We start from the raw sequence: 19204 nt of genomic DNA, 5'->3' as shown, positions 1-19204 counted from the left end.
CGGAGGACCCCCGCACATGGACGTTCTCCCGCTGCGCCCCGGCGACCCCGACCGGCTGAGCGGCTACCGCCTCGTCGGCCTGGTCGGCGAGGGCGGCCAGGGTTCGGTCTTCCTGGGCGAGGGCGACGACGGCGCGAGGGTGGCCGTGAAGCTGCTGCACGCGCGCTTCAGCGGCCACCCGAAGGCCCGTTCCCGGTTCGCCGCCGAGCTGGAGGTGGCCCAACGGGTGGCCGCCTTCTGCACGGCGCGCATCCTGGACGCCGACGTGGAGGGCGACCGGCCGTACATCGTCAGCGAGTACATCGACGGCCCGCCGCTGGCGCGGGTGCTCGCCACCGAGGGACCGCGCGCCGGAGCGGCCCTGGACCGGATCGCGATCGGCACGATCACCGCGCTCGCCGCGATCCACCAGGCCGGCGTCGTGCACCGCGACTTCAAGCCCGCGAACGTGCTGCTGCCGCCGGACGGGCCGCGGGTGATCGACTTCGGTATCGCGCGGGCGCTGGACGCCACCGGCACGCTGTCCAGCACGGCCGTGGGCACGCCCGCCTACATGGCACCCGAGCAGATCTCCGGGGCGCGGGTCGGCCCCGAGGCCGACGTGTTCGCGTGGGGCACCACGATGGTCTACGCGGCCACCGGGCGGCCCGCGTTCGGCCAGGACTCCATCCCGGCGGTCATGCACCGCATCCTGAACCTGCCGCCGGAGCTGGGCGGGCTGACCGAGCCGCTGCGCGACCTCGTCCTCCAGTGCCTGAGCAAGGACCCCGCGGCCCGGCCGTCCTCGCAGCAGGTCCTCGTACGTCTTCTCACTCTGGCGGGCAGCCTTCCGCAGGCGGGCTCCGGGTCCCAGGCGCAACCCGCCGCCGTGCTCACGCAGGGAGCCGCGGCGGCAGAGGCGGATGAGGTACGGCTCCTGCCACCGCCCGTTACTCCGCCCGCCCTCCCGCCAGGCTTCGCCCAGCCCGGCGGCTCCTACCCGCCTCACAGTCCGTACGCGGCGCCAGGACAGCCGTACAACACCCCTCCCCCATCTCCCTATGCGCCCGGTGGCAACGTAGGCGGCGCTTCATGGCCGCACGGGGCCGCCAACCCACCGCCGCACGGGGCCGCCTCACCGCCGCACGGGGCCACCTCACCGGGGAGCCCGCAGGTCACCTCACCTTCCAGCGGGCGCCCTGGGGTTAACGGCTCTGGTGGCCCGCGCAAGCGACCGAACGTCGGCGTGCTCGCCGGGGTGGGCAGCGCCGCGCTCGTGGCGCTCGTCCTGGCGGGCTCGGTGATCGCCGTGAACGTCTTCGGGGACGAGAAGGGCGGCAAGGACGAGACGCCCAAGACCGGCGGCCAGATGAAGATGGTCCTGAGCCGGTTCTACAGCGGTGAGGAGCTCAACCCCTCGCAGGCGGGGTACGGCAGCAGCCGGTTCGTGACCAAGCAGCTGTTCACCGGGTTGACCGAGATCACCCCCGCCGGGGCCGTGCGCAATCTCCTGGCCACCCGCGTCGCCCCGGCCGACTCCATCTGCACGACGTGGCAGATCGACGTCAAGGGCGGCACCACGTTCAGCGACGGCCAGCCGGTGACCGCCGAGGCGTTCGTGCGGGGCTGGATCCGCGCCGCGCAGAACCCCTCCGGCGCGGCGGCTCTCCTGATGTCCAACATCAAGGGCTACGCCGAGGTCAGCGGCGGCCGGGCGACCGCGTTCTCCGGCGTGCAGACCTCCGCCGCGCGGAACAGGATCGACGTCGCCCTCGACAAGCCGGACTGCGAGTTCGACCAGCGGCTGGCCGACCCCGTCTTCTTCCCGGTGCCCCCGAGCGCCCTCAAGATCGACAACAAGCCCTACAACGCCATGCCGGTCGGCAACGGCCCGTTCAAGATCGGCTCCTATGCCCGGGACAAGGAGCTCACCCTGGTCCGCAACGACGCGTGGGGGCTCGGCAAGGCCCGCCTCGACCGCGTCGCCATCGGCTTCGCGGCCGACGCGCCGACCGTGGGCCGCACCGGTTTCGTCGCGGGCGCGTACGACTGGGCGGAGATCGGAGCGGACCGGCTGCCGTCGGCCAGGTCGGAGCGCGGCCTGCTGACCCGGCAGTCGTCGAGCATGAACTACCTCGTCCCGATCACCACGCGCGGCCCGCTCAAGTCCAAGGAGGCCCGGCTGGCCGTCTCGTACGCGCTCGACCGGCGGGCGATGAGCGAGGCGGTGTTCGGCGGTCTGTACGCCCCCGCTGCGGGCCTGGTCTCCTCCGCGGTCCCCGGCTTCGGGCGGCCCGGCGCGTGCCCGTCCTGCGAGAAGCCCGACCCGGCCAAGGCCCGGCAGCTGGCCGAGCAGGCGGGGCTCAGGGCGGGGACCCGGCTGACGATCTACGCTCGCGAACTGCCCGCGTACCAGCGCTGGGCCCAGCTGGTCCGCGAGCGGCTCCAGCAGGTCCTCGGCTGGTCGGTCGAGATCAAGACGGTCGAGATCAGCAAGGACGAGCAGCTGCGCAAGGCCGTGCTCGGCAAGGACTCGCCGGGTGGCCTCCTCACGTACGGCTGGGCTCCCGACATCCCCTCCGGATACGGTGTCCTCCAGCCGCTGCTAGGCGGTGACCAGGTCGCTACAGAGAGCAACCAGATGCTCAACTTCAGCGGCTGGCGCAACCAGCAGTTCGACGAGGCGCTCGCCAACGCGTTGAAGGACCCCCGGCCCGCCACACGGCTCAACAGCCTGCAGCAGGCCGAGAAGCTGGCCCTCGACGACATGGCGCTCATCCCGTTGTGGAGTTACGTCAAGGCGTCGCTGGCGAGCGACAAGTTCACCGGCCTGCAGATGGACTACGACGGTGACCCCACCCTGGCCACGGCGGCCCGCAAGTGACAACGGCCTCAAGTAACAACGGCCTCAAGTAACACGGCCGCGGGTAAGCGGCGAAGCTCGCTCAGGCCAGGGGGAGGCGGACGGTGACGACGAGGCCGCCGCCGGCCCGGGGCGTCGCGTAGACCGTGCCACGGTGCGCCAGCACCACCGAGCGCACGATGGACAGCCCCAGGCCGGCGCCCTTGGCGGACTCGATGCGGTCGGAGTTCAGGCGGCGGAACGGTTCGAAGAGCCGGTCCACCTCGTAGTGGGGCACGACAGGGCCGGTGTTCTCCACCTGGACGGTCGCGAAGCCGTCCAGGACCCCCGTCCGGACCCAGACGTCGCCGCCGTCGTCGTTGTGCTTGATCGCGTTGTCGACCAGGTTGGACACCAGGTGCTCCAGCAGCACCGGGTCGCCGGTCGCGGTGCCGGGGGTCAGCTCCCGGTGGACGGTGACCTCGTTGTCGTGCTCGCGGCGGGCGGCCAGGTCGAGCACGGTCTCCGCCACCTCACCGAGGTCCACCGTCGCCCGCGCCGTCAGCTCCCGCTCGCTGCGGGCGAGGAGCAGGAGGCCCTCGATGAGCCGTTCGTGGCGCGCGTTGGTGGCCAGCAGGGTCTTGCCGACGGTCTTGAGATCGGGGGACACGTCCGGGTCGCCGAGCGCGACCTCCAGCAGCGTCCGGTTGATCGCCAGCGGGGTCCGCAGCTCGTGCGAGGCATTGGCGACGAAGCGGCGCTGGGAGTCGAAGGCCTGGCCGAGCCGCTCCAGCATCGCGTCGAACGTGTCGGCCAGCTCCTTGATCTCGTCGTCCGGGCCTTCGAGCGCGATGCGTTCGTGCAGGGTGCTCTCCGAGAGCCGCCGTGCCGTGGCCGTCACCCGCTGCAACGGGCTCAGCGCCCGGTCGGCGACGAAGTAGCCCAGCACCAGCGCGATGACCCCGACACCGACCAGCGCGAGCAGCGACCGGCCCACGAGCTGCCGCATCGTCTCCTGGACGAACTTGCGCCGCACCTCTTCGAGGACCGCGGGGTTGGTCAGCGGGTCGTTGACGTCGTAGACGGTGATGCCGCTCAGGATGTTGGCCATCAGGACGGACATGACCAGGAGGAGCAGGCCGCCGGCCATGAAGAACAGCAGCCCGTACAGCAGCGTGAGCCGCAGCCGCACGCTCACCCGGCCCGGCAGCGCCTTGAGGTCCTCGGCCAGGGACGATCTGTCCCGCCGGCCTCCCTTGCGCCCGCCGCCGTTCTTGGGCTGGATGACCGGCTGCGTGCCGGGCGACCTGAACGACCCGCGCCGCGGCCCGCCCGGCGGCTCGGACTGCACGATGTCGGCGGACGGCTCCAGGCGGGCGGCGGTGGCGGCCTTCGCCGACGCGCTCGCCTGGTCGGCACCGGACTCGGGTCCGGGCTTGGGGCCTGGCTCAGGGCCGGGACCGGGCGTCGGGCCGGGGCCGGGACCGGGACCGGGCGTCGGGCCGGGGCCGGGGCCGGGCGTCGGGCCGGAGTCGGGCGTGGAGCCGGGGCGGGGGTCGCGGGCGGGCGGGGGGCTCACAGCCGGTACCCCACGCCCGGCACGGTCTCGATCACCGGTGGGTCGCCGAGCTTCTTGCGCAACGTCATCATCGTGACGCGCACCACGTTCGTGAACGGGTCGATGTGCTCGTCCCAGGCCTTCTCCAGCAGCTGCTCCGAGCTCACCACGGCGCCCTCCGCGCCCAGCAGCACCTCCAGGACCGCGAACTCCTTGCGGGTGAGGTCGACCGGACGGCCGTCGCGCAGCACCTCGCGGCGCGACGGGTCGAGGGCGATCCCCGCGCGTTCCAGCACCGGCGGGAGCGGCGCGGCGGCGCGGCGGCCCAGCGCGCGCACCCGGGCGATCAGCTCGGCGAACGCGAACGGCTTGGCCAGGTAGTCGTCGGCCCCGATGGACAGCCCCTCGACCTTGTCGTCCAGCTCGCCGGCCGCCGTCAGCATGATGATCCGCGCGGGATAGCGCTGCGCGACCAGCTGCCTGCAGACGTCGTCGCCGTGGATCCTCGGCAGGTCGCGGTCGAGCACGATCACGTCGTAGTCGTTGACGCCCGCCCGTTCCAGGGCGCCCGCCCCGTCGTAGGCGACGTCCACGGCCAGCGCCTCCCGGCGCAGTCCGGTGGCGATCGCGTCGGCGAGCACCCGCTCGTCCTCGACGACTAGAACACGCACTCCACGTTCCCCTCGTTCAGGATGCTCGCGCGCCGGCGGCACCACCGTCCCGCCGCTCTTGGGGGCCGCCCCCGCAGACCCCCGAGACGGCTCCGACGATCATCCTCGCCTCGCCGCGGTCACCGCTTCCAGATATGACATGGGCCTCGTAAGACGCCCGTAAGGCCCCGTTCAGAATGGCGCCGCACAGCCCTCCGCCGGCCCTGTGAATTGCCGCTTTGGAACAGGTTTACCTTCAGCGTAGGTGTGGGTAGGAGCGGCTCGATCCGGAAGGAGGCCCATGGGCGAGTTGTCACGAACGATCAGACAACGACTCGATGACGCGTACGAGTCGCTGCGCCACGCCCACGCCGACGGCGACACCTACCTGGCGGACATCCGTCAGGAGGAGATCAAGGAACTGCGCCGGATCGCAGCGAACCACGACATCGGCGTCGAACTACCCCGCTGCGACTGAGGACGCCGCCGCGATACCAACGGGGAGACCGGGGCCCACCGGCCCCGGTCTCCCCGCGTTCGCCGTCCTCCAGGCCCTTGAGCCGCGTCCGCGGCCCTGCCAGGCCAGGGGTGTTCAGTCGTGGCCCGGGTCCAGCGGGCGCAGCAGGTCGTGGAGGGCCTCGAAGGTGCCGGGTCCCGCGGCGATGGTGAGTTCCGGGCTCGCGGGCGCGCCGTCCAGGCCGCCGACGAGGCCTCCGGCCTCCTGCACGATCAGGGCCCCGGCGGCGACGTCCCATGCCTGGACGCCGCGTTCGTAGTAGGCGTCCACCCGGCCCGCGGCGAGCGAGCACAGATCAACGCAGCACGACCCGCCCCGCCTGATGTCACGGACCTTGGGCAGCACGCCGGTGAGGACCCGGGCCTGGTGCGCGCGGCGCTGCGCCGCGTACCCGAAACCGGTGGCCACCAGGGCGCGATCGAGTGGCACGCCGGCGTTGACCTGGAGCTCGCGGGCGCCGTGGGGCGTCCGCAGCAGCGCGCCGCCGCCCCGGACGGCGGTGTACGTCTCGCCGCGCCGCGGCATGTCGATCACCCCGGCCACCGCGACGCCGTCCACCTCGGCGGCGACGCTCACCGCCCAGTCGGGCAGGTCGTACAGGTAGTTGACCGTCCCGTCGATCGGGTCGATCACCCATCGCACGTCGCTGTCGCCGGCGTGGGTGCCGCCCTCCTCGCCCAGGAAGCCGTCGCCCGGACGGGCGGCCCGGACACGCTCGACGATCAGGCGTTCGGCGGCCTGGTCCATCTGGGTGACGACGTCGGTCGGGCTCGACTTGGTGTGCACCACGTCCGGCCCGCCCACCGGCCGCTTGTCGACCAGCATGCGGCCCGCCTCGCGGGCGGTCTCCAGGGCCAGTTCCAGCAGGTCTTCGGCCAGGCTCACGCTCGTCCCCCCGTTGTCCGCGCCTCGGTCAGCAGCTCGCGGGCGAGCGCCGCGAACCGCGGGTCCGTCCCCGGCGTCGGGACCCGGACGAACCGCATCCCGAGCTTGTCGGCCTTGGCGGCCGCCTCGTGGTCGAGGTCGTACTTGACCTCCATGTGGTCGGAGACGAATCCGATCGGGACCGTCACCACCGACCGGACGCCCGCGTCGTGCAGCGTCTCCAGGTGATCGCACACGTCCGGCTCCAGCCACGGCTGACTCGGCGGGCCGCTCCGGCTCTGATAGACGAGCGCCCACGGAACGCCCGGCGCCGCCTCGTCCGCCACGGTCGCCGCGACCTCCTCCAGCTCCGCCACGTAGAGCTCGCGATTGGGCTGCGCTAGCGGCACGCTGTGGGCGGTGAAGACGAGGTGGGTGTCCTGCGGCGCGGCGCTTAGGGCCGCCCGGGTGGCGTCGACGAACGGGGCGACGAAACCGGCGCGGCGGCAGTACACGGGCAGCTTGTCGATCTCGGGGGCGCCCGGGACCTCGGCGCGGGCGCGCGCGATGTCCTCCACGTACTGGTCGTTGGTCGAGTAGCCGCTGTAGGCGGAGGTGACGAACGCGGCGGCGTGCCGGACGCCGTCCTGCGTCATCTCCCGGACCGTGTCGGCGAGGTAGGGGGTCCAGTTGCGGTTGCCCCAGTAGACGGGGAGGTCGATCGAGTGGTCTTTGAGGTCCTTCTCGATGGCCGCCTTGAGGTCGCGGCACTGCTGGTTGATCGGGCTGACGCCGCCGAAGAGGTGATAGTGCTCCCCTACGGCCGCCAGGCGCTCACGTGGGATGCCCCTCCCCCGGGTGACGTTCTCCAAGAACGGGAGCACGTCGTCGGGTCCCTCAGGCCCCCCGAAAGACAACAGAAGCAGCGCGTCGTACTGCGTCGTCATGCTTCCATCCAACCAGCCGTCCGCGAGTGACAGGGGCCACCCCCGGACGGCAGGCGGGTTACCGGATGAGCGGATTAGCGATTAGCGGAAGCGGGCGGCGTAGGCCTTCGCCAGCGCCAGCACCTTCTGGACGTACCAGTCGGCATGGTTGTAGTGCCAGATCGCACGGTAGAGCTGCTTGCCGCCCTTGCCGGCCCCGTTGGCGCAGAGGTACTTGGCGGCGGCGGGAACGGCGTCGTAGGGGTTCATGATGTCCGCCTTGCCGTCGCGGTCGCCGTCCACGCCGTACGCCTTCCATGTGGCGGGCATGAACTGCATCGGGCCGAGGGCGCCCGCGCTGGAACGGCCTGCGTTGCGCCCGTGGTCGCTCTCCACCTGGCCGATCGCGGCGAGGACCGTCCACGACAGGCCGGGGCAGGTGGTGGCCGCCTGCCGGTAAAGGTCCATGTAGCTGCCGGGACGGCCGCCGTCGGTGGGTGCCTGGTACTTCCGCTCGTGCAGGTTCACCACGTTCGCGCCCACTCCGAGGATCTTGCCGACGCCCCTGACGACCTTGACGGGATCGGCGCCCGGCGCGTTCACCATCACCGCGACGTTGGGCACCAGGCCGAGGTCGGTGCCGGTCTTGCGGCTGACCAGCATGTCGATGCCGGGAAGGCCGAGGGCGCCGGAGCCGCCCATGGTGAGGCTGGGCATCGTGCGGGCCACGATCGGGTACTGGAAACCGCGGCTGAGCTGCAGCTGCTCGGCCGCCGACGAGGAGACGACGAACTGGTCGGCGGCGAGCGCCGCCCACAGCTCGGTCTTCTTCGCGGTGCCGGGCGGTGTCCAGGAGCGGAACGAGGACGGGTCGACGGCGAACGTGTTGATCGCGCGTCCCTGGAGCTGGACGGCGCCGCCCGCGACCGCCACCACGTCCCGGACCTTGCCCAGCTTGGAGATCTTGGCGATCTGAGCCGTGGTGATCGAGCCGCCTCCGCCGCTCACCGCGAGGACGTCCGGCGGTACGACCCGGCGCAGCGGAGCGACCTGGCCCGCGTCCGCCACGTTCGTCACCGGCCCCTGGGGCGGCGCGGTGGGCGGTGCCTCCGACGCCTTGCCCGAGGTGGTCTTGCCCGAGTCCTTATGGGTGTCGATGGCCGCGTACACGCCTGCGGCGAGGCTGCCCGCGACCAGGAGGGCGATCCCGGTCGTCGCTACCGGCGCCAGCCGTCGCTTGGTCTTGGGCTTGGCCTTGGCTTTGGCCTTGGGCGGCTTCTGCTGCTCTCCCTGCTGACTGCTCGGGGGCAGCGGGCTTTGGACGCCTCCGCCCTGCGGCGGCGTGTCCTGGGGCAGCGGGTCCTGGGGTAGCGGGTCCTGGGGTAGCGGGTCCTGGGCGCGTCCACCCGGGCCTTGGGCACGTCCGCCCGAGGCCGCTGGGGCCGCCGCGTCCGCCACCACGCCGCCGGGGGCCGGGGGCTTCGCAGGGAACGCGGGAGTGCCGTTCAGCTTCCGGCCGTTAGGGCCGGGCTCGGGGTTCGGCATGCCGGAACCGGACGCGCGGGGCGGTGAAGGAGGGGCCACAACCAATCCCAACGAGGGTCGCTACGGGTGGGTTACTTGTCTTTGCAGTTGTTTCGCCCAGGTAACGTGATCTTGGGGGTCTGGGGTCTGAGGTCTGGGTTCGATGACGAGACCGGAGGCCGTCTCCGGGGTGGGGAGACAGATTTGGCCAATCCGTACCGGGAACTGCTGGCCGTTCCCGGGACCCGGACCTTCGTCGCCGCGGGCTTCGTGGGGCGCATGTCGATGTCCATGGTGGGGATCGCCATCGTCCTACTCGTGTCCGCGGTTACCGGATCGTACGGTATCGCCGGTGCGGTGTCGGCGACCCTCTCCCTGGCCTACGCGGTGGGCGCCCCGCTCAGCGCCCGCTTCGCCGACCGGCACGGGCAGCGCCGGGTCCTCGTCCCGCTGGCCCTGGCCAACGCGTCGAGCTTCGCCACACTGATCACCTTCACGCTGCTGCGGTTGCCGACGTGGACGCTGTTCCCCATGGCGGCGCTGGCGGGGCTGACGCAGCCGTCGCTGGGCGCGTGGGTACGGGCCCGCTGGAAGTACGCGCTGCGCGACGCCCCCGCGCGGCTGCACACCGCGTTCTCCTTCGAGTCGGTGGTGGACGAGATGATCTTCGTCTGCGGTCCGATGATCGTCACGGCGGTGGCCACCGGCGTGCATCCGGCCGCGGGCCTGGCCGTCGCCGCCTCGTTCACCCTGGTCGGGTGCCTGGCCCTGGCCGCGCAGCGCGGCACCGAACCGCCGCCCGTGCCGCGCGTGGCGGGCGCGCCGACGAGCGTGCTGCGCAACCCCGCGATCCTGGTCATGGCGCCGGTCTTCCTGATGCTCGGCGCGGTCTTCGGGGCGATCGACGTCAGCGGCATCGCGTTCGCCGAGGAGAAGGGCCATAAGGTGCTCGCCGGCCTGCTCCTCGGCTGCTACGCGCTGGGGAGCGGGAGCGCCGCGCTCTGGTACGGGGCGCGGCGCTGGCGCAGTCCCCTCGGCCGGCGGTTCCGGATCGGGCTGATCCTGCTCGCCGCCGGGCTGGTGCCGCCGCTGCTGATCACCAATCTCTATCTGATGATGTTCGTGGTCTTCTTCTCCGGGCTGGCGATCTCGCCGACGATCATCCCGGGGTACGGGCTGGTCGAGCAGTCCGTACCGGGGCACCAGCTGACGGAGGGCCTCGCGCTGGTGTCGACCACGGTCGGCCTCGGGGTGGCGCTCGGCGCCTCCAGCGCCGGGCGGGTGGTCGACGCCTACGGCGCGCGGGCCGCGTTCTGGCTGCCGCTGGGCGCCGCACTGATCGCGGCGGGCATCGGCTTGGCCGGCACCCGGAAAAATAAGTAAACATGAACTTTCTTCACGTCCACCCGTCCGGGTAGAGTCACCGCATGTCCCCCGCAAGCTCACCAAAGTGGCAGAACTGGGCCGGAAACCAGCAGGCCACGCCACGGCGCGTCACGACTCCCCGGACCACCGACGAGGTGGCCGGAGCGGTGCGCTCGGCCGCCGCCGACGGCCTCACGGTCCGCATGATCGGGACCGGTCACTCGTTCACCGGAGCCGCCGTCGCCGAGGGGACCCTGCTGCGCCCCACCGGCCTGACCGCGGTCCGCTCGGTCGACACCGTCAGCGGGCTCGTCACGGTCGAGGCGGGGTTGCCGCTGCACGCGCTCAACCGCGTCCTGGGCGAGCACGGCCTCGCGCTCGCCAACATGGGTGACATCCAGGAGCAGACGGTCGCGGGCGCGCTCCAGACCGCGACGCACGGCACCGGCCGCGACGCCGCCGGACTCGCGTCCCAGGTCGCCGCGCTCGAACTCGTCCTCGCCGACGGCAGCGTGGTGACCTGCTCACGCGACGAACGGCCGGAACTGTTCGACGCGGCGCGGGCCGGTCTCGGCGCCCTCGGCGTCGTCACCGCGATCACCTGGCGGACCGTGCCCGCCTTCGTCCTGGAGGCGCGCGAGGAGCCGATGAAGTGGGACGAGGTGCTGGCGCGGATCGACGAGTTCGAGGCGGCCAACGAGCACTTCGAGTTCTACTGGTTCCCGCATACGGAGGGCTGCCTCACCAAGCGCAACAACCGCGTCGAGGGCCCGGCCAAGCCGCTCTCCGCGTTCAAGGGCTGGCTGGACGACCGGTTCCTGTCCAACACCGTCTTCGGAGCGTTGCAGCGCGTCACCCACCACGCCCAGGGCACCGTGCCGTTCATCAACGGCGTGTCGGCCAGGGTGCTGGGCGCGCGTACGTTCAGCGACACGTCCTACAAGGTCTTCACCAGCCCGCGTACGGTGCGCTTCAAGGAGCAGGAGTACGCGATCCCGCGTGAGCAGCTCGTTCCTACGCTGCGCGACCTGCGGACGCTGTTCGACAAGCGCGGCTGGCGGATCAGCTTCCCGATCGAGGTGCGGCTCCTGCCGGCCGAGGACGCGTGGCTGTCGATGGCCTACGACCGCCCGACCGCGTTCATCGCGATCCACGTCTACCACCGTGACACCCATGAGGAGTACTTCGAGGGCGTCGAAGAGCTCATGACCGCCGCCGGAGGCCGTCCGCACTGGGGCAAGATGCACACGCGCGACGCCACGTACCTCGAAACGGTCTATCCCCGCTTCAACGACTTTCTGGCGCTGCGGGACCAACTGGACCCAGAACGTCGTTTCCTCAACCCGTACACCCGCCAGGTCTTCGGCGGCTAACCCGTCGTTAGCCGGACCCGTGACCGGTGTTCGGATCGTTCTCCTGCGCGGGAGGCGTTCTCGGGCCGCCACCCTGCTCTCCCCCGCCCGGAGTGGAATTCGACGGGGCAGGGGCGGGGCTCTGCGTCGAAGGCGTAGGACTAGGCGCGGGAGAAGTTGGTGTAGTGGACGGCGTCGACGTGCTGGGCGACGGCTGCGTAGGCTCGCCCGACGGGGTGCCGGACGGGGTGGTGCTGGGCTTGGTGCTCGGCTCGTTCGACTTCCGGGTAGGCCGCTCGCTCGGCTTACCACTGTCGTCACCACCGGTGAACGCCTTGTAGACCCTGCCGTCGCTGTTGCCGAACGCGTCGCCGGTACGCCACTCGAAGACCGTGATGCCGCCGAGCACCAGCGCGAAGACGGCCGCCGAGGAGACGGCGAGCACCATCCAGCGCTGCCGGAGCCACACCTTGGTGTTGCCGAACGCGGCGCGCCAGGCGGCCTCCTTGACCGCCTGGTCGCCTGCCTGGGTGGCGAGCGTGTTCGCCACCGTCTCCGCGGGCGGCCGGTCGACGCGCGTGACGTTCGGATCACCGTCACCGAACGTGGGCAGGCCGTCCACGCGCGTGGCGTTCGGGTCGGCGTCACCGGGCCAGATCATGGTCCGTGTCGGGTCGGCGCTGGTCGCGCGGGCGGCCGCCCCGCGTGCCGCCTCCTGCCCGCGTACCTCGTCCTGGAGGTGCGTCATGTCCTGCAACTGCTGCTTGCCCTGGTCCAGGTAGTGCTTGCAGACCGCCGCCCCGGCCGTGGACGCCACGCTCATGAACGCGGCGCCCAGGATTGTCCCGTACACGCCCAGGTAGGACGCCCCCCAAGCTGCGGCCAGGGTCGCCAGTCCACTCGCGACCACCTGCGTCGTACTGAGATCCGGCAGCCTGCGCCGCATCAACCAATCCCCCTTTTCGGTCCGTCCGTATGTTGCACCGCAATGGAAACTAGTCGGGCCTCTCGGGTGTTCCAGTCCCCGAAGGTGACGTCGGCAACCCAAAACAGTGGAGCTTCCCCTGCCCCTTCAGGCACAGTGTGGAAAAGGATCCACAAGAATCAGGCAGGGCGACCCCAGCCGGACCGCGGCACGGGCAAGCTTGGTCAGGTGCCCTCTTCAGCCTCGTGAGGAGGGCTTCGAGAGCGGCGATGTTCGGACATGCCGGGTACGGTGCTGGCAGCAAGGCGTGTCCGGAAGAGAGACTCAGGAGTCCGGGGGAAGGGCACGCATGCGCCCTCGGTGGGCGCCGAACGACCGATCGTCACGAGCACGAGTGAGGCGGGCTCGCGACCGGACGGTTTTTCGGCACCCTCCGTGCCGTCAGGAAGGGCAGGAAGGACACGCATGCAGGAGCTGCGCCTCGTCGCGGTCAGCGAGGACGGTACGTACCTCGTCCTGGCGACCGCGGGCCGGGGCACCCGGTTCACCCTGCCCGTCGACGACCGGCTGCGTGCAGCGGTACGTGGGCATTTCTCCCGCCTCGGCCAGTTCGAGATCGAAGTGGAGAGTCCCTTGCGTCCCAAGGAGATCCAGGCCCGCATCCGGTCCGGTGAGACGGCGGAGGAAATCGCCGAGTCGGCGGGCATTCCGGTCGAGCGCGTCCGCTGGTTCGAGGGCCCGGTCCTGCAGGAGCGCGAGTACATGGCGCAGCAGGCGCAGCGTGTGGCCGTCCGCCGTCCCGGGGAGTCGACGCCCGGGCCGCCCCTCGGCGAAACGGTCGAAGAACGCCTAGGCCGTGGCGGCGTGGACCTCGAAGAGGTCGAATGGGACTCCTGGAAGTGCGAGGACAGCACCTGGCGGGTGCGCCTGTCGTTCTTCGACAACGGGCGCCCGCACGCGGCGGAGTGGGTCTTCGACCCCCGCCGCCGCCACGTCTCCCCCCTTGACGAGGTCGCCGCCCGCCTCACCGCCGTCGAATGGGACGACTCGCTGAACGACACGGTCACGCCGCTGGTGCCCCGCCGTCCCGCCATGAAGGTGGTCTCCGACCGCGAGCAGCAGCGCCCCGCCGAAGGCCGCCGCGAGTACATCGTCGAACGCGGCCGCATGGTCGACCCCCGCCCGCAACCGACCCCACCCGGCGAGACCCCCGTCACCGCACGTCTCGACCCTCCCACCGTCCGTGTCGCCGACACCTGGGACGACGAACCCCCAGCCATCCACGAGGAACGCCCCACCCGAGAAGACCGCCCGTTCCCCTCCGCACGAGACGAACGCCCAACCACCACACGCGACGAGCGCCCGTCTGCCACGCGCGACGAGCGCTCCTCCGCCGCCGCACAGGATGACCGCCCCACCGCCGCGCGAGACGAACGGCCTTCCGCCGCCGCGCGCGACGAACGACCGTTCCCCTCTGCGCGAGACGACCGCCCAGCCACCACGCGCGACGAGCGCCCCTCCGCCGCCGCACGGGATGACCGCCCCACCGCCGCGCGAGACGAACGGCCTTCTGCCGCCGCGCGAGACGAGCGGCCAACCGCCACGCGCGAGGAGCGGCCTTCCTCCGCTGCACGAGACGAACGACCGTCCGCCGCCGCGCGGGACGAGCGCCCGGCCGCCACGCGCGAGGAGCGGCCCTCCGCCGCCGCGCGGGATGAACGGCCAACCGCCGCGCGGGATGAGCGCCCGTTCCCCTCTGCGCGAGACGAACGCCCAGCCGCTACGCGCGAGGAGCGGACTTCCGCCGCTGCACGAGACGAACGCCTAACCGTCACGCGCGACGAACGACCGTTCCCCTCTGCGCGGGACGAACAGCCAGCCGCCACGCGCGACGAACGACCGTCCGCCGCCGCGCGGGACGAGCGCCCGGCCGCCACGCGCGAGGAGCGGCCTTCCGCCGCCGCACGAGGCGAACGCCCAGCCACCGCGCGAGACGAGCGACCTTCCGCCACCACGCGGGACGAACGCCTAACCGCCGCGCGCGACGAGCGCCCCACCGCCGCTGCACGGGATGACCGCCCAGCCACCGCGGGCGATGAACAACCGTCCGCCACCGCGCGGGACGAGCACCAAACCGCCACGCGCGACGAGCGCCCGGCCGCCGCGCGCGAGGAGCGGCCTTCCGCCGCCGCGCGAGACGAGCGGCCAACCGCCGCGCGGGATGAGCGGCCTTCCGCCGCTGCGCGGGATGAGCGCCCGGCCACCGCACGGGACGGGCGACCGCTCGCCTCTGCGGGGGATGAGCGGTCTTCCCTCTCCGCGCGCGATGAACGACCGTCCGGCTCTGTGCCCGAAGAGCGTCCAGCCGCTACGCGGGACGGCGGGACATCCGCGTCCAGCTCCGCGCGCGACGACGCGACGGTCGGGTCTGCCTCTACGGCACGTGAGGAGCGTCCGGCCTCGTCTGAGCCGGTGTCCGACGAGCGGCCCGGGGCCTCGGCGCGTGACGAACGCCACGAGGCGGCTGCGGCACGCGAAGGCGAGCGCTCGGATGGTGACGAGGAGCGCGCGGCCACAGTTCGTGAGGAGCGCGCTACTGCGGCCCAGGAGGAGCGCGCCACTGTGTTCGCTCGCCCGGAGGAGCCCGCGCCGGCGGACGATGTCGCCGTCCAGGAGGAAGAGCCCTCCCGGGACGTGGATGCCGTTCACGAGGGCCAGGACGAACGCGACGTTCCGTCGGCCGCTGCCGAGACCGCGGAGCAGGAGCCGACCACGGCCGCACCGGCGCAGGAGGCGGCCTCCACGGACGAGCCGGAGAGCTCGGCCGAAGTCGACGAGGCCGCTCCCAAGCCCGCCGAGCCCAAGCCCAAGCAGCAGGCCTCGAAGCCGCAGCGTCACCGCGAGCCCGCGCGTACGCCCGCCAAGAAGAAGCCGGCGGGACGCCCCGCGATGCCCGGTCCCGACAAGCCGGTCACCGAGCCCGCCGCGGCGGCCAACGCCGAGCCACCGGCGGCACCGCAGCGTCCAGCGGCGCGTAACCGCCGCAAGGCCAAGGGCAAGCGCGCCTCCGTCCCGTCGTGGGACGAGATCATGTTCGGCGCCCGCCGACCCGAATAGCGAGCGTAAGTGTCCCTCCGGCTAGCGGAGGGTGAAGGGATCCAGCCAGTCGGGCGTGATCTCGGCGGCGAAGGCGGCGGCGTCCTCCTCGGCCATGTCCACGGCGGGGTAGCCGCCATCGCCCGCGCCTACGGCGACGATGAGCGTGGCCAGGCCGAGGCGGCGCTGGAAGAGCGTCTGGCGGATGCGCCAGCCGACGACGGCGCCGTGTTCCACCACGGCCTGGCGGCGGCGTAGCGATCCGGACCGCACGGTCAGGCGTTCGCCGTCGGAGGCGTGGCCCAGCTGGCGGTAACGGTCGATGCCTAGCGGAACGGCGAGCAGGGCTGCCACCGCGCATCCGTACGCTACCCACGGCTGGCCCGCCACGACGGCCAGCACCCCCACTCCTATCGGCGGCGCGACGGCGCGCGTGATGCGGCGGCTGCGGGCGCCCCGCGGATGCATGGTGAGCGGCGCGGGCAGCGGCCCGAGCACTCCCCGCCCCAGGCTCTCCACGGCGGTACGCGGCGCGGCGGGCAGCAGGCGGCCCCGGTGGGCGGCGTCGCCCAGGCCGGTGACGAGTGCGCCGAGGCGGACGACCCCGGCGAGCCGTTCGAACGGGTTGTCCGCGAGCTCCACGCCCCGGATGCGGCGTCGTTCGAGCGAGACACTGCGCCTGGCCATCAGGCCGCGCTCGGCCACCACTGAGCCGTCCCGCTCGTACACGGTGAAGTCCCAGTTGAACAGCGTGAACACGATCACCGACATCACCGGCATGGCGATCAGGAACAGGATCGCCAGGATGATCACGATGAGGGTCGGGAGGCCGACCACCTCGTGGCCGAGGTTTTCCAGCCGTTCCTGGGTGACCAGGCCGAAGTCGTCGCTCAGGTTGTAGAGCGTGCCGAGGAGACTGCCGGCGAGGGCGAACGGGGTGAGGAGGTAGGCGCCGCTGAGTGGTGCGTACACGTACCAGCGCGACCTCATACGGCCGAGGACGCGCCGCTGGGGATCGGGCTCGTCTCGTTCGGCGACCGGGGCACGGGCTAGCAGCACCTTGCGGAGCCGTTCGGCTTCCTGTAGCGAGACCGCGTTGAGCTCGCCCTCCCCACCGTCCGCCCCGGCGTCGATGTGAACGATCGCCAACCTGAGCAACCGGTGGGCCAGTGTCGCGTTGATGTCCACACCCCGGATGCGGTCACGCGGGATGGTCTTCACCGACCGCGCTATGAGCGCCCGGCGAAGCTCGATGCGGTCCTCCTGGACGGTGTAGGTGAACGTCGCCCAGGTCGCCATGTGGAAAAGGAAGCCGATGCCCAGCCCGACCAACGTGAAGTAGAACGCCGTGGACAGGCCGCCGACCGCCAGCCCCGCCGCACCGGCGGCGAGGAGCGCGATCAGCTCCCGCGCCGCCCCCACGACGAACGTCAGCGGATGCAGTCGCAACGCCACCGGTTCGGTGTCTTTAGGCTCGGCGCCACCGGGGCTTGGCGTCGTCTCCGCTTCCACGTCCGGGACGGGAAGTTCACCTGGGTCGTCCGAGGGCGGCGAGCTCTGGCCCTCCTGCACGTTCACGTCGCGTCGTCTCTGAGGTCGTGGGCACGGCGGGCGAGGTCCTCGGCCAGGCGCGTCGCCACGTCCACCGGAAGGCCTGCGACCTCCGACGATCCGGCGTGCGAGGCGGTGTTGACCTCGATGGTGGCCAGGCCCAGCATGCGCTCGATCCAGCCCTGCTCGGTGTCGACGGTCTGGATACGGCTCACCGGGACCAGCAGCCATTCGCGGCTGAACCATCCCGTACGCGTGTAGACGACGTCCGAGCTGACCTCCCACCGGTGCACTCTGTAGCGCCATACCGGCGCGACCGTCACCATGAGGACTCCGGCAGCGCCGACGAGGAACGGCAGCCACCAGACCCGGCCGATCATCCATCCGGGCAGGCCGTCCCAGTCGGCGTCGTCGATCCAGGCGGCCACGCCCCAGGACAGGCCGAATCCGAGGCCCCAGAGCAGGAAGTACTCGATCGCCCAGTGGGCGATGGCGCGCGGAGAGACCCGATGGGCGGGCGGCCGCAGGCGCGTGCTCCCGCCGTCGGGCTGGTGGGCGCGCCGCACCGACGTCACGGGCACGAGTCTAGATCCCCGGGGGCTCCCGCCAGTGGAGCGTCATCGGCAAGCCATCACGTGGTCGCAGCGTGACGGTGGCCTCGGGCCTGATCCGCGCGCCCGGGAGGAGGTCGAACGTGCAGCGCTGCGCGATCATGGCGGTGAGCAGCACGGCTTCCAGCCGGGCGAAACCCGCGCCGACGCAGATGCGGCGGCCGGCGCCGAACGGGATGTACGCGAGGCGGTGCCGGCCCTCGTCCGCCCCGGGCATGAAACGTTCGGGATCGAAGCCCTCGGGGTTGGGCCAGACGTCGGGATGCCTGTGCACCAGATACGGCGGGACCGTCACAAGGCTGCCCGCGGGTACGTGATGGCCGTCGATCTCGTCGTCCTCGGTGGCCTGGCGTTGCAGGATCCACGCCGGTGGATAGAGCCGCATGGCCTCGCTTACGACCGCGTTCGTCCAGACCAGTCGTTCGACGTCTCCGGCAGTGGGAATCCGCCCGTCCGGTACCTCGGTCACCTCCGCCAAGAGCCGTCGTCTGGCCTCGACATGGAGGGAGAGCAGATACCACGTCCAGTTGAGGGCGTTCGCGGTGGTCTCGTGCCCGGCGAGCAGGAACGTCATCAGCTCGTCACGAATCTGGCAACGGCTCATTCCCCGGCCCGTTTCCGGGTCGCGCGCCGTCAGGAGCAGGCCGAGCAGGTCGTCCCCTGGCTCTGCCGCGCCATGCCGTACGTCGATGAGCTCGGCCACCACGGCGTCGAGTTCTCCTAGCGAATCCCGCAACCGCTTGAACCAGCGGCCTGGCATACGTTCCATCAGCGGCGTCCCGTACGACAGGACGCCGGGCGCTAGCACGACGAGACGCGCGGCCTGGATGGCGCCACGCAGGACCACGGTGAGCGCGGGCCCGATCCGTACAGCCGCCTCTGTCAGGTCCGCGCCGAACAGTGCCCTGCCCACCACGTCGAGGGTCATTTTGTTCATGGCGGCCGCGACGTCCAGCCGTCCGCCGTCCGGAACGTTCTTCCAGCCGGCCAGAGCGTCGGTGGCCGCCGCCGTCATGGGGCCCGCGAAGACGTCCAGATGCCGCTTGGCGAACATCGGCTGGATGAGGCGCCGCTGCCGCGCCCACCGTTCTCCCCCGCTGGTCAGCAGGCCCTCGCCCAGCCCTATCGCCAACAGACGGTATTGAAATGACTTTGCGTATTTGCCCTGATTTGACACGAAGATGTGCTCAACATGCTCAGGACGGCGCAGGATATAGAAGTCGTGCCCGGCGAGCCGGTAACGCACCACGTCACCATAGGTGGCCACCAGGCCCGAGAACAGGCGAAGGGGGTCCTGGCGCTGCCGGACGATCCGCCGGGCGAGTTGCCGCGCGGGCGGCCCGGGAGTCCTCTCCATACCTCTCAATACTGACATTTCGTCCAGCACTGTCCAGCGTCTCAGCGTTTTGTCCGAGGCGGGTGCGAGAGTGGTCTGGACCTCGGC

At 71.6% G+C, this 19204-nt stretch carries 14 protein-coding genes; 5 read left to right on the top strand and 9 right to left on the bottom strand.

What is annotated here, in order from left to right; genetic code table 11:
• Positions 1-16 precede the first annotated feature (16 nt).
• On the top strand, positions 17-2863 hold the full coding sequence (locus ABD333_RS08850; protein ID WP_344539494.1) for an ABC transporter substrate-binding protein: 2847 nt from the start codon (positions 17-19) through the stop codon (positions 2861-2863).
• Positions 2864-2924: 61 nt separating this feature from the next.
• Here ABD333_RS08850 and ABD333_RS08845 read toward each other — a convergent pair whose 3' ends face one another.
• Positions 2925-4172: a sensor histidine kinase gene (locus ABD333_RS08845; RefSeq protein WP_410555878.1), complete on the bottom strand. Its 1248-nt coding sequence runs from the start codon at positions 4170-4172 to the stop codon at positions 2925-2927.
• Between the two features lie 224 nt (positions 4173-4396).
• On the bottom strand, positions 4397-5050 hold the full coding sequence (locus tag ABD333_RS08840) for a response regulator transcription factor (protein ID WP_344539490.1): 654 nt from the start codon (positions 5048-5050) through the stop codon (positions 4397-4399).
• A gap of 280 nt (positions 5051-5330) precedes the next feature.
• Here ABD333_RS08840 and ABD333_RS08835 point away from each other — a divergent pair, with 280 nt between their 5' ends.
• A complete protein-coding gene (locus tag ABD333_RS08835; protein ID WP_344539489.1) occupies positions 5331-5507 on the top strand; it encodes a hypothetical protein in 177 nt (58 codons plus the stop codon).
• Positions 5508-5621: 114 nt separating this feature from the next.
• Here the strand turns inward: ABD333_RS08835 and ABD333_RS08830 are convergent, their stop codons facing one another.
• From ABD333_RS08830 to ABD333_RS08820, 3 genes are all read right to left on the bottom strand, one after another.
• Positions 5622-6431 (bottom strand): inositol monophosphatase family protein, encoded by an 810-nt coding sequence (locus tag ABD333_RS08830; protein ID WP_344539488.1) that lies wholly within the window; start codon positions 6429-6431, stop codon positions 5622-5624.
• Positions 6428-7357 carry a ferrochelatase gene (locus tag ABD333_RS08825; protein WP_344539487.1) on the bottom strand — a complete coding sequence of 310 codons (930 nt, stop codon included), beginning with the start codon at positions 7355-7357 and terminating at the stop codon, positions 6428-6430. The genes ABD333_RS08830 and ABD333_RS08825 overlap by 4 nt, the downstream gene beginning before the upstream one ends.
• Before the next feature lie 81 nt (positions 7358-7438).
• A complete protein-coding gene (locus ABD333_RS08820; protein WP_344539486.1) occupies positions 7439-8881 on the bottom strand; it encodes a lytic transglycosylase domain-containing protein in 1443 nt (480 codons plus the stop codon).
• A gap of 183 nt (positions 8882-9064) precedes the next feature.
• Here ABD333_RS08820 and ABD333_RS08815 point away from each other — a divergent pair, with 183 nt between their 5' ends.
• Together ABD333_RS08815 and ABD333_RS08810 are read left to right on the top strand one after the other, a co-directional pair.
• Positions 9065-10243: an MFS transporter gene (locus ABD333_RS08815; protein WP_344539485.1), complete on the top strand. Its 1179-nt coding sequence runs from the start codon at positions 9065-9067 to the stop codon at positions 10241-10243.
• A gap of 44 nt (positions 10244-10287) precedes the next feature.
• Positions 10288-11598 (top strand): D-arabinono-1,4-lactone oxidase, encoded by a 1311-nt coding sequence (locus tag ABD333_RS08810; RefSeq protein ID WP_344539483.1) that lies wholly within the window; start codon positions 10288-10290, stop codon positions 11596-11598.
• A gap of 7 nt (positions 11599-11605) precedes the next feature.
• Here the strand turns inward: ABD333_RS08810 and ABD333_RS08805 are convergent, their stop codons facing one another.
• Entirely contained in the window at positions 11606-12523 is a 918-nt protein-coding gene (locus ABD333_RS08805; RefSeq protein WP_344539481.1) for a hypothetical protein, read from the bottom strand.
• A 444-nt stretch (positions 12524-12967) separates the two neighbouring features.
• Here ABD333_RS08805 and sepH point away from each other — a divergent pair, with 444 nt between their 5' ends.
• Complete coding sequence (gene sepH, locus ABD333_RS47470) at positions 12968-15619, top strand: septation protein SepH (RefSeq protein WP_410555816.1); 2652 nt, start codon at positions 12968-12970, stop codon at positions 15617-15619.
• Positions 15620-15640: 21 nt separating this feature from the next.
• Here sepH and ABD333_RS08795 read toward each other — a convergent pair whose 3' ends face one another.
• From ABD333_RS08795 to ABD333_RS08785, 3 genes are read right to left on the bottom strand one after another with little or no spacing between them, the layout of a single operon-like run.
• Positions 15641-17176 (bottom strand): PH domain-containing protein, encoded by a 1536-nt coding sequence (locus tag ABD333_RS08795; protein ID WP_344539479.1) that lies wholly within the window; start codon positions 17174-17176, stop codon positions 15641-15643.
• Positions 17173-17724 carry a PH domain-containing protein gene (locus ABD333_RS08790; protein ID WP_344539477.1) on the bottom strand — a complete coding sequence of 184 codons (552 nt, stop codon included), beginning with the start codon at positions 17722-17724 and terminating at the stop codon, positions 17173-17175. Before ABD333_RS08790 ends, ABD333_RS08795 begins: the two co-directional genes overlap by 4 nt.
• A gap of 10 nt (positions 17725-17734) precedes the next feature.
• The gene (locus tag ABD333_RS08785) at positions 17735-19117 is read right to left on the bottom strand and encodes a cytochrome P450 (protein WP_344539475.1); all 1383 of its coding nucleotides are present in this window, start codon (positions 19115-19117) and stop codon (positions 17735-17737) included.
• Positions 19118-19204 lie beyond the last annotated feature (87 nt).

It is taken from the genome of Actinomadura fulvescens, assembly GCF_039533225.1.
GTDB lineage: Bacteria > Actinomycetota > Actinomycetes > Streptosporangiales > Streptosporangiaceae > Spirillospora > Spirillospora fulvescens.
This window is presented reverse-complemented; position numbering and strand designations above follow the sequence as displayed.

Excerpts from the sequence above, each read along its gene's own strand:
- ABD333_RS08825 (WP_344539487.1), bottom strand. The coding sequence starts at position 7,357 with ATGACGACGCAGTACGACGCGCTGCTTCTGTTGTCTTTCGGGGGGCCT.
- ABD333_RS08805 (WP_344539481.1), bottom strand. The coding sequence starts at position 12,523 with ATGCGGCGCAGGCTGCCGGATCTCAGTACGACGCAGGTGGTCGCGAGT.
- ABD333_RS08820 (WP_344539486.1), bottom strand. The coding sequence starts at position 8,881 with ATGCCGAACCCCGAGCCCGGCCCTAACGGCCGGAAGCTGAACGGCACT.
- ABD333_RS08835 (WP_344539489.1), top strand. The coding sequence starts at position 5,331 with ATGGGCGAGTTGTCACGAACGATCAGACAACGACTCGATGACGCGTAC.
- ABD333_RS08850 (WP_344539494.1), top strand. The coding sequence starts at position 17 with ATGGACGTTCTCCCGCTGCGCCCCGGCGACCCCGACCGGCTGAGCGGC.
- sepH (WP_410555816.1), top strand. The coding sequence starts at position 12,968 with ATGCAGGAGCTGCGCCTCGTCGCGGTCAGCGAGGACGGTACGTACCTC.
- ABD333_RS08810 (WP_344539483.1), top strand. The coding sequence starts at position 10,288 with ATGTCCCCCGCAAGCTCACCAAAGTGGCAGAACTGGGCCGGAAACCAG.
- ABD333_RS08785 (WP_344539475.1), bottom strand. The coding sequence starts at position 19,117 with ATGGAGAGGACTCCCGGGCCGCCCGCGCGGCAACTCGCCCGGCGGATC.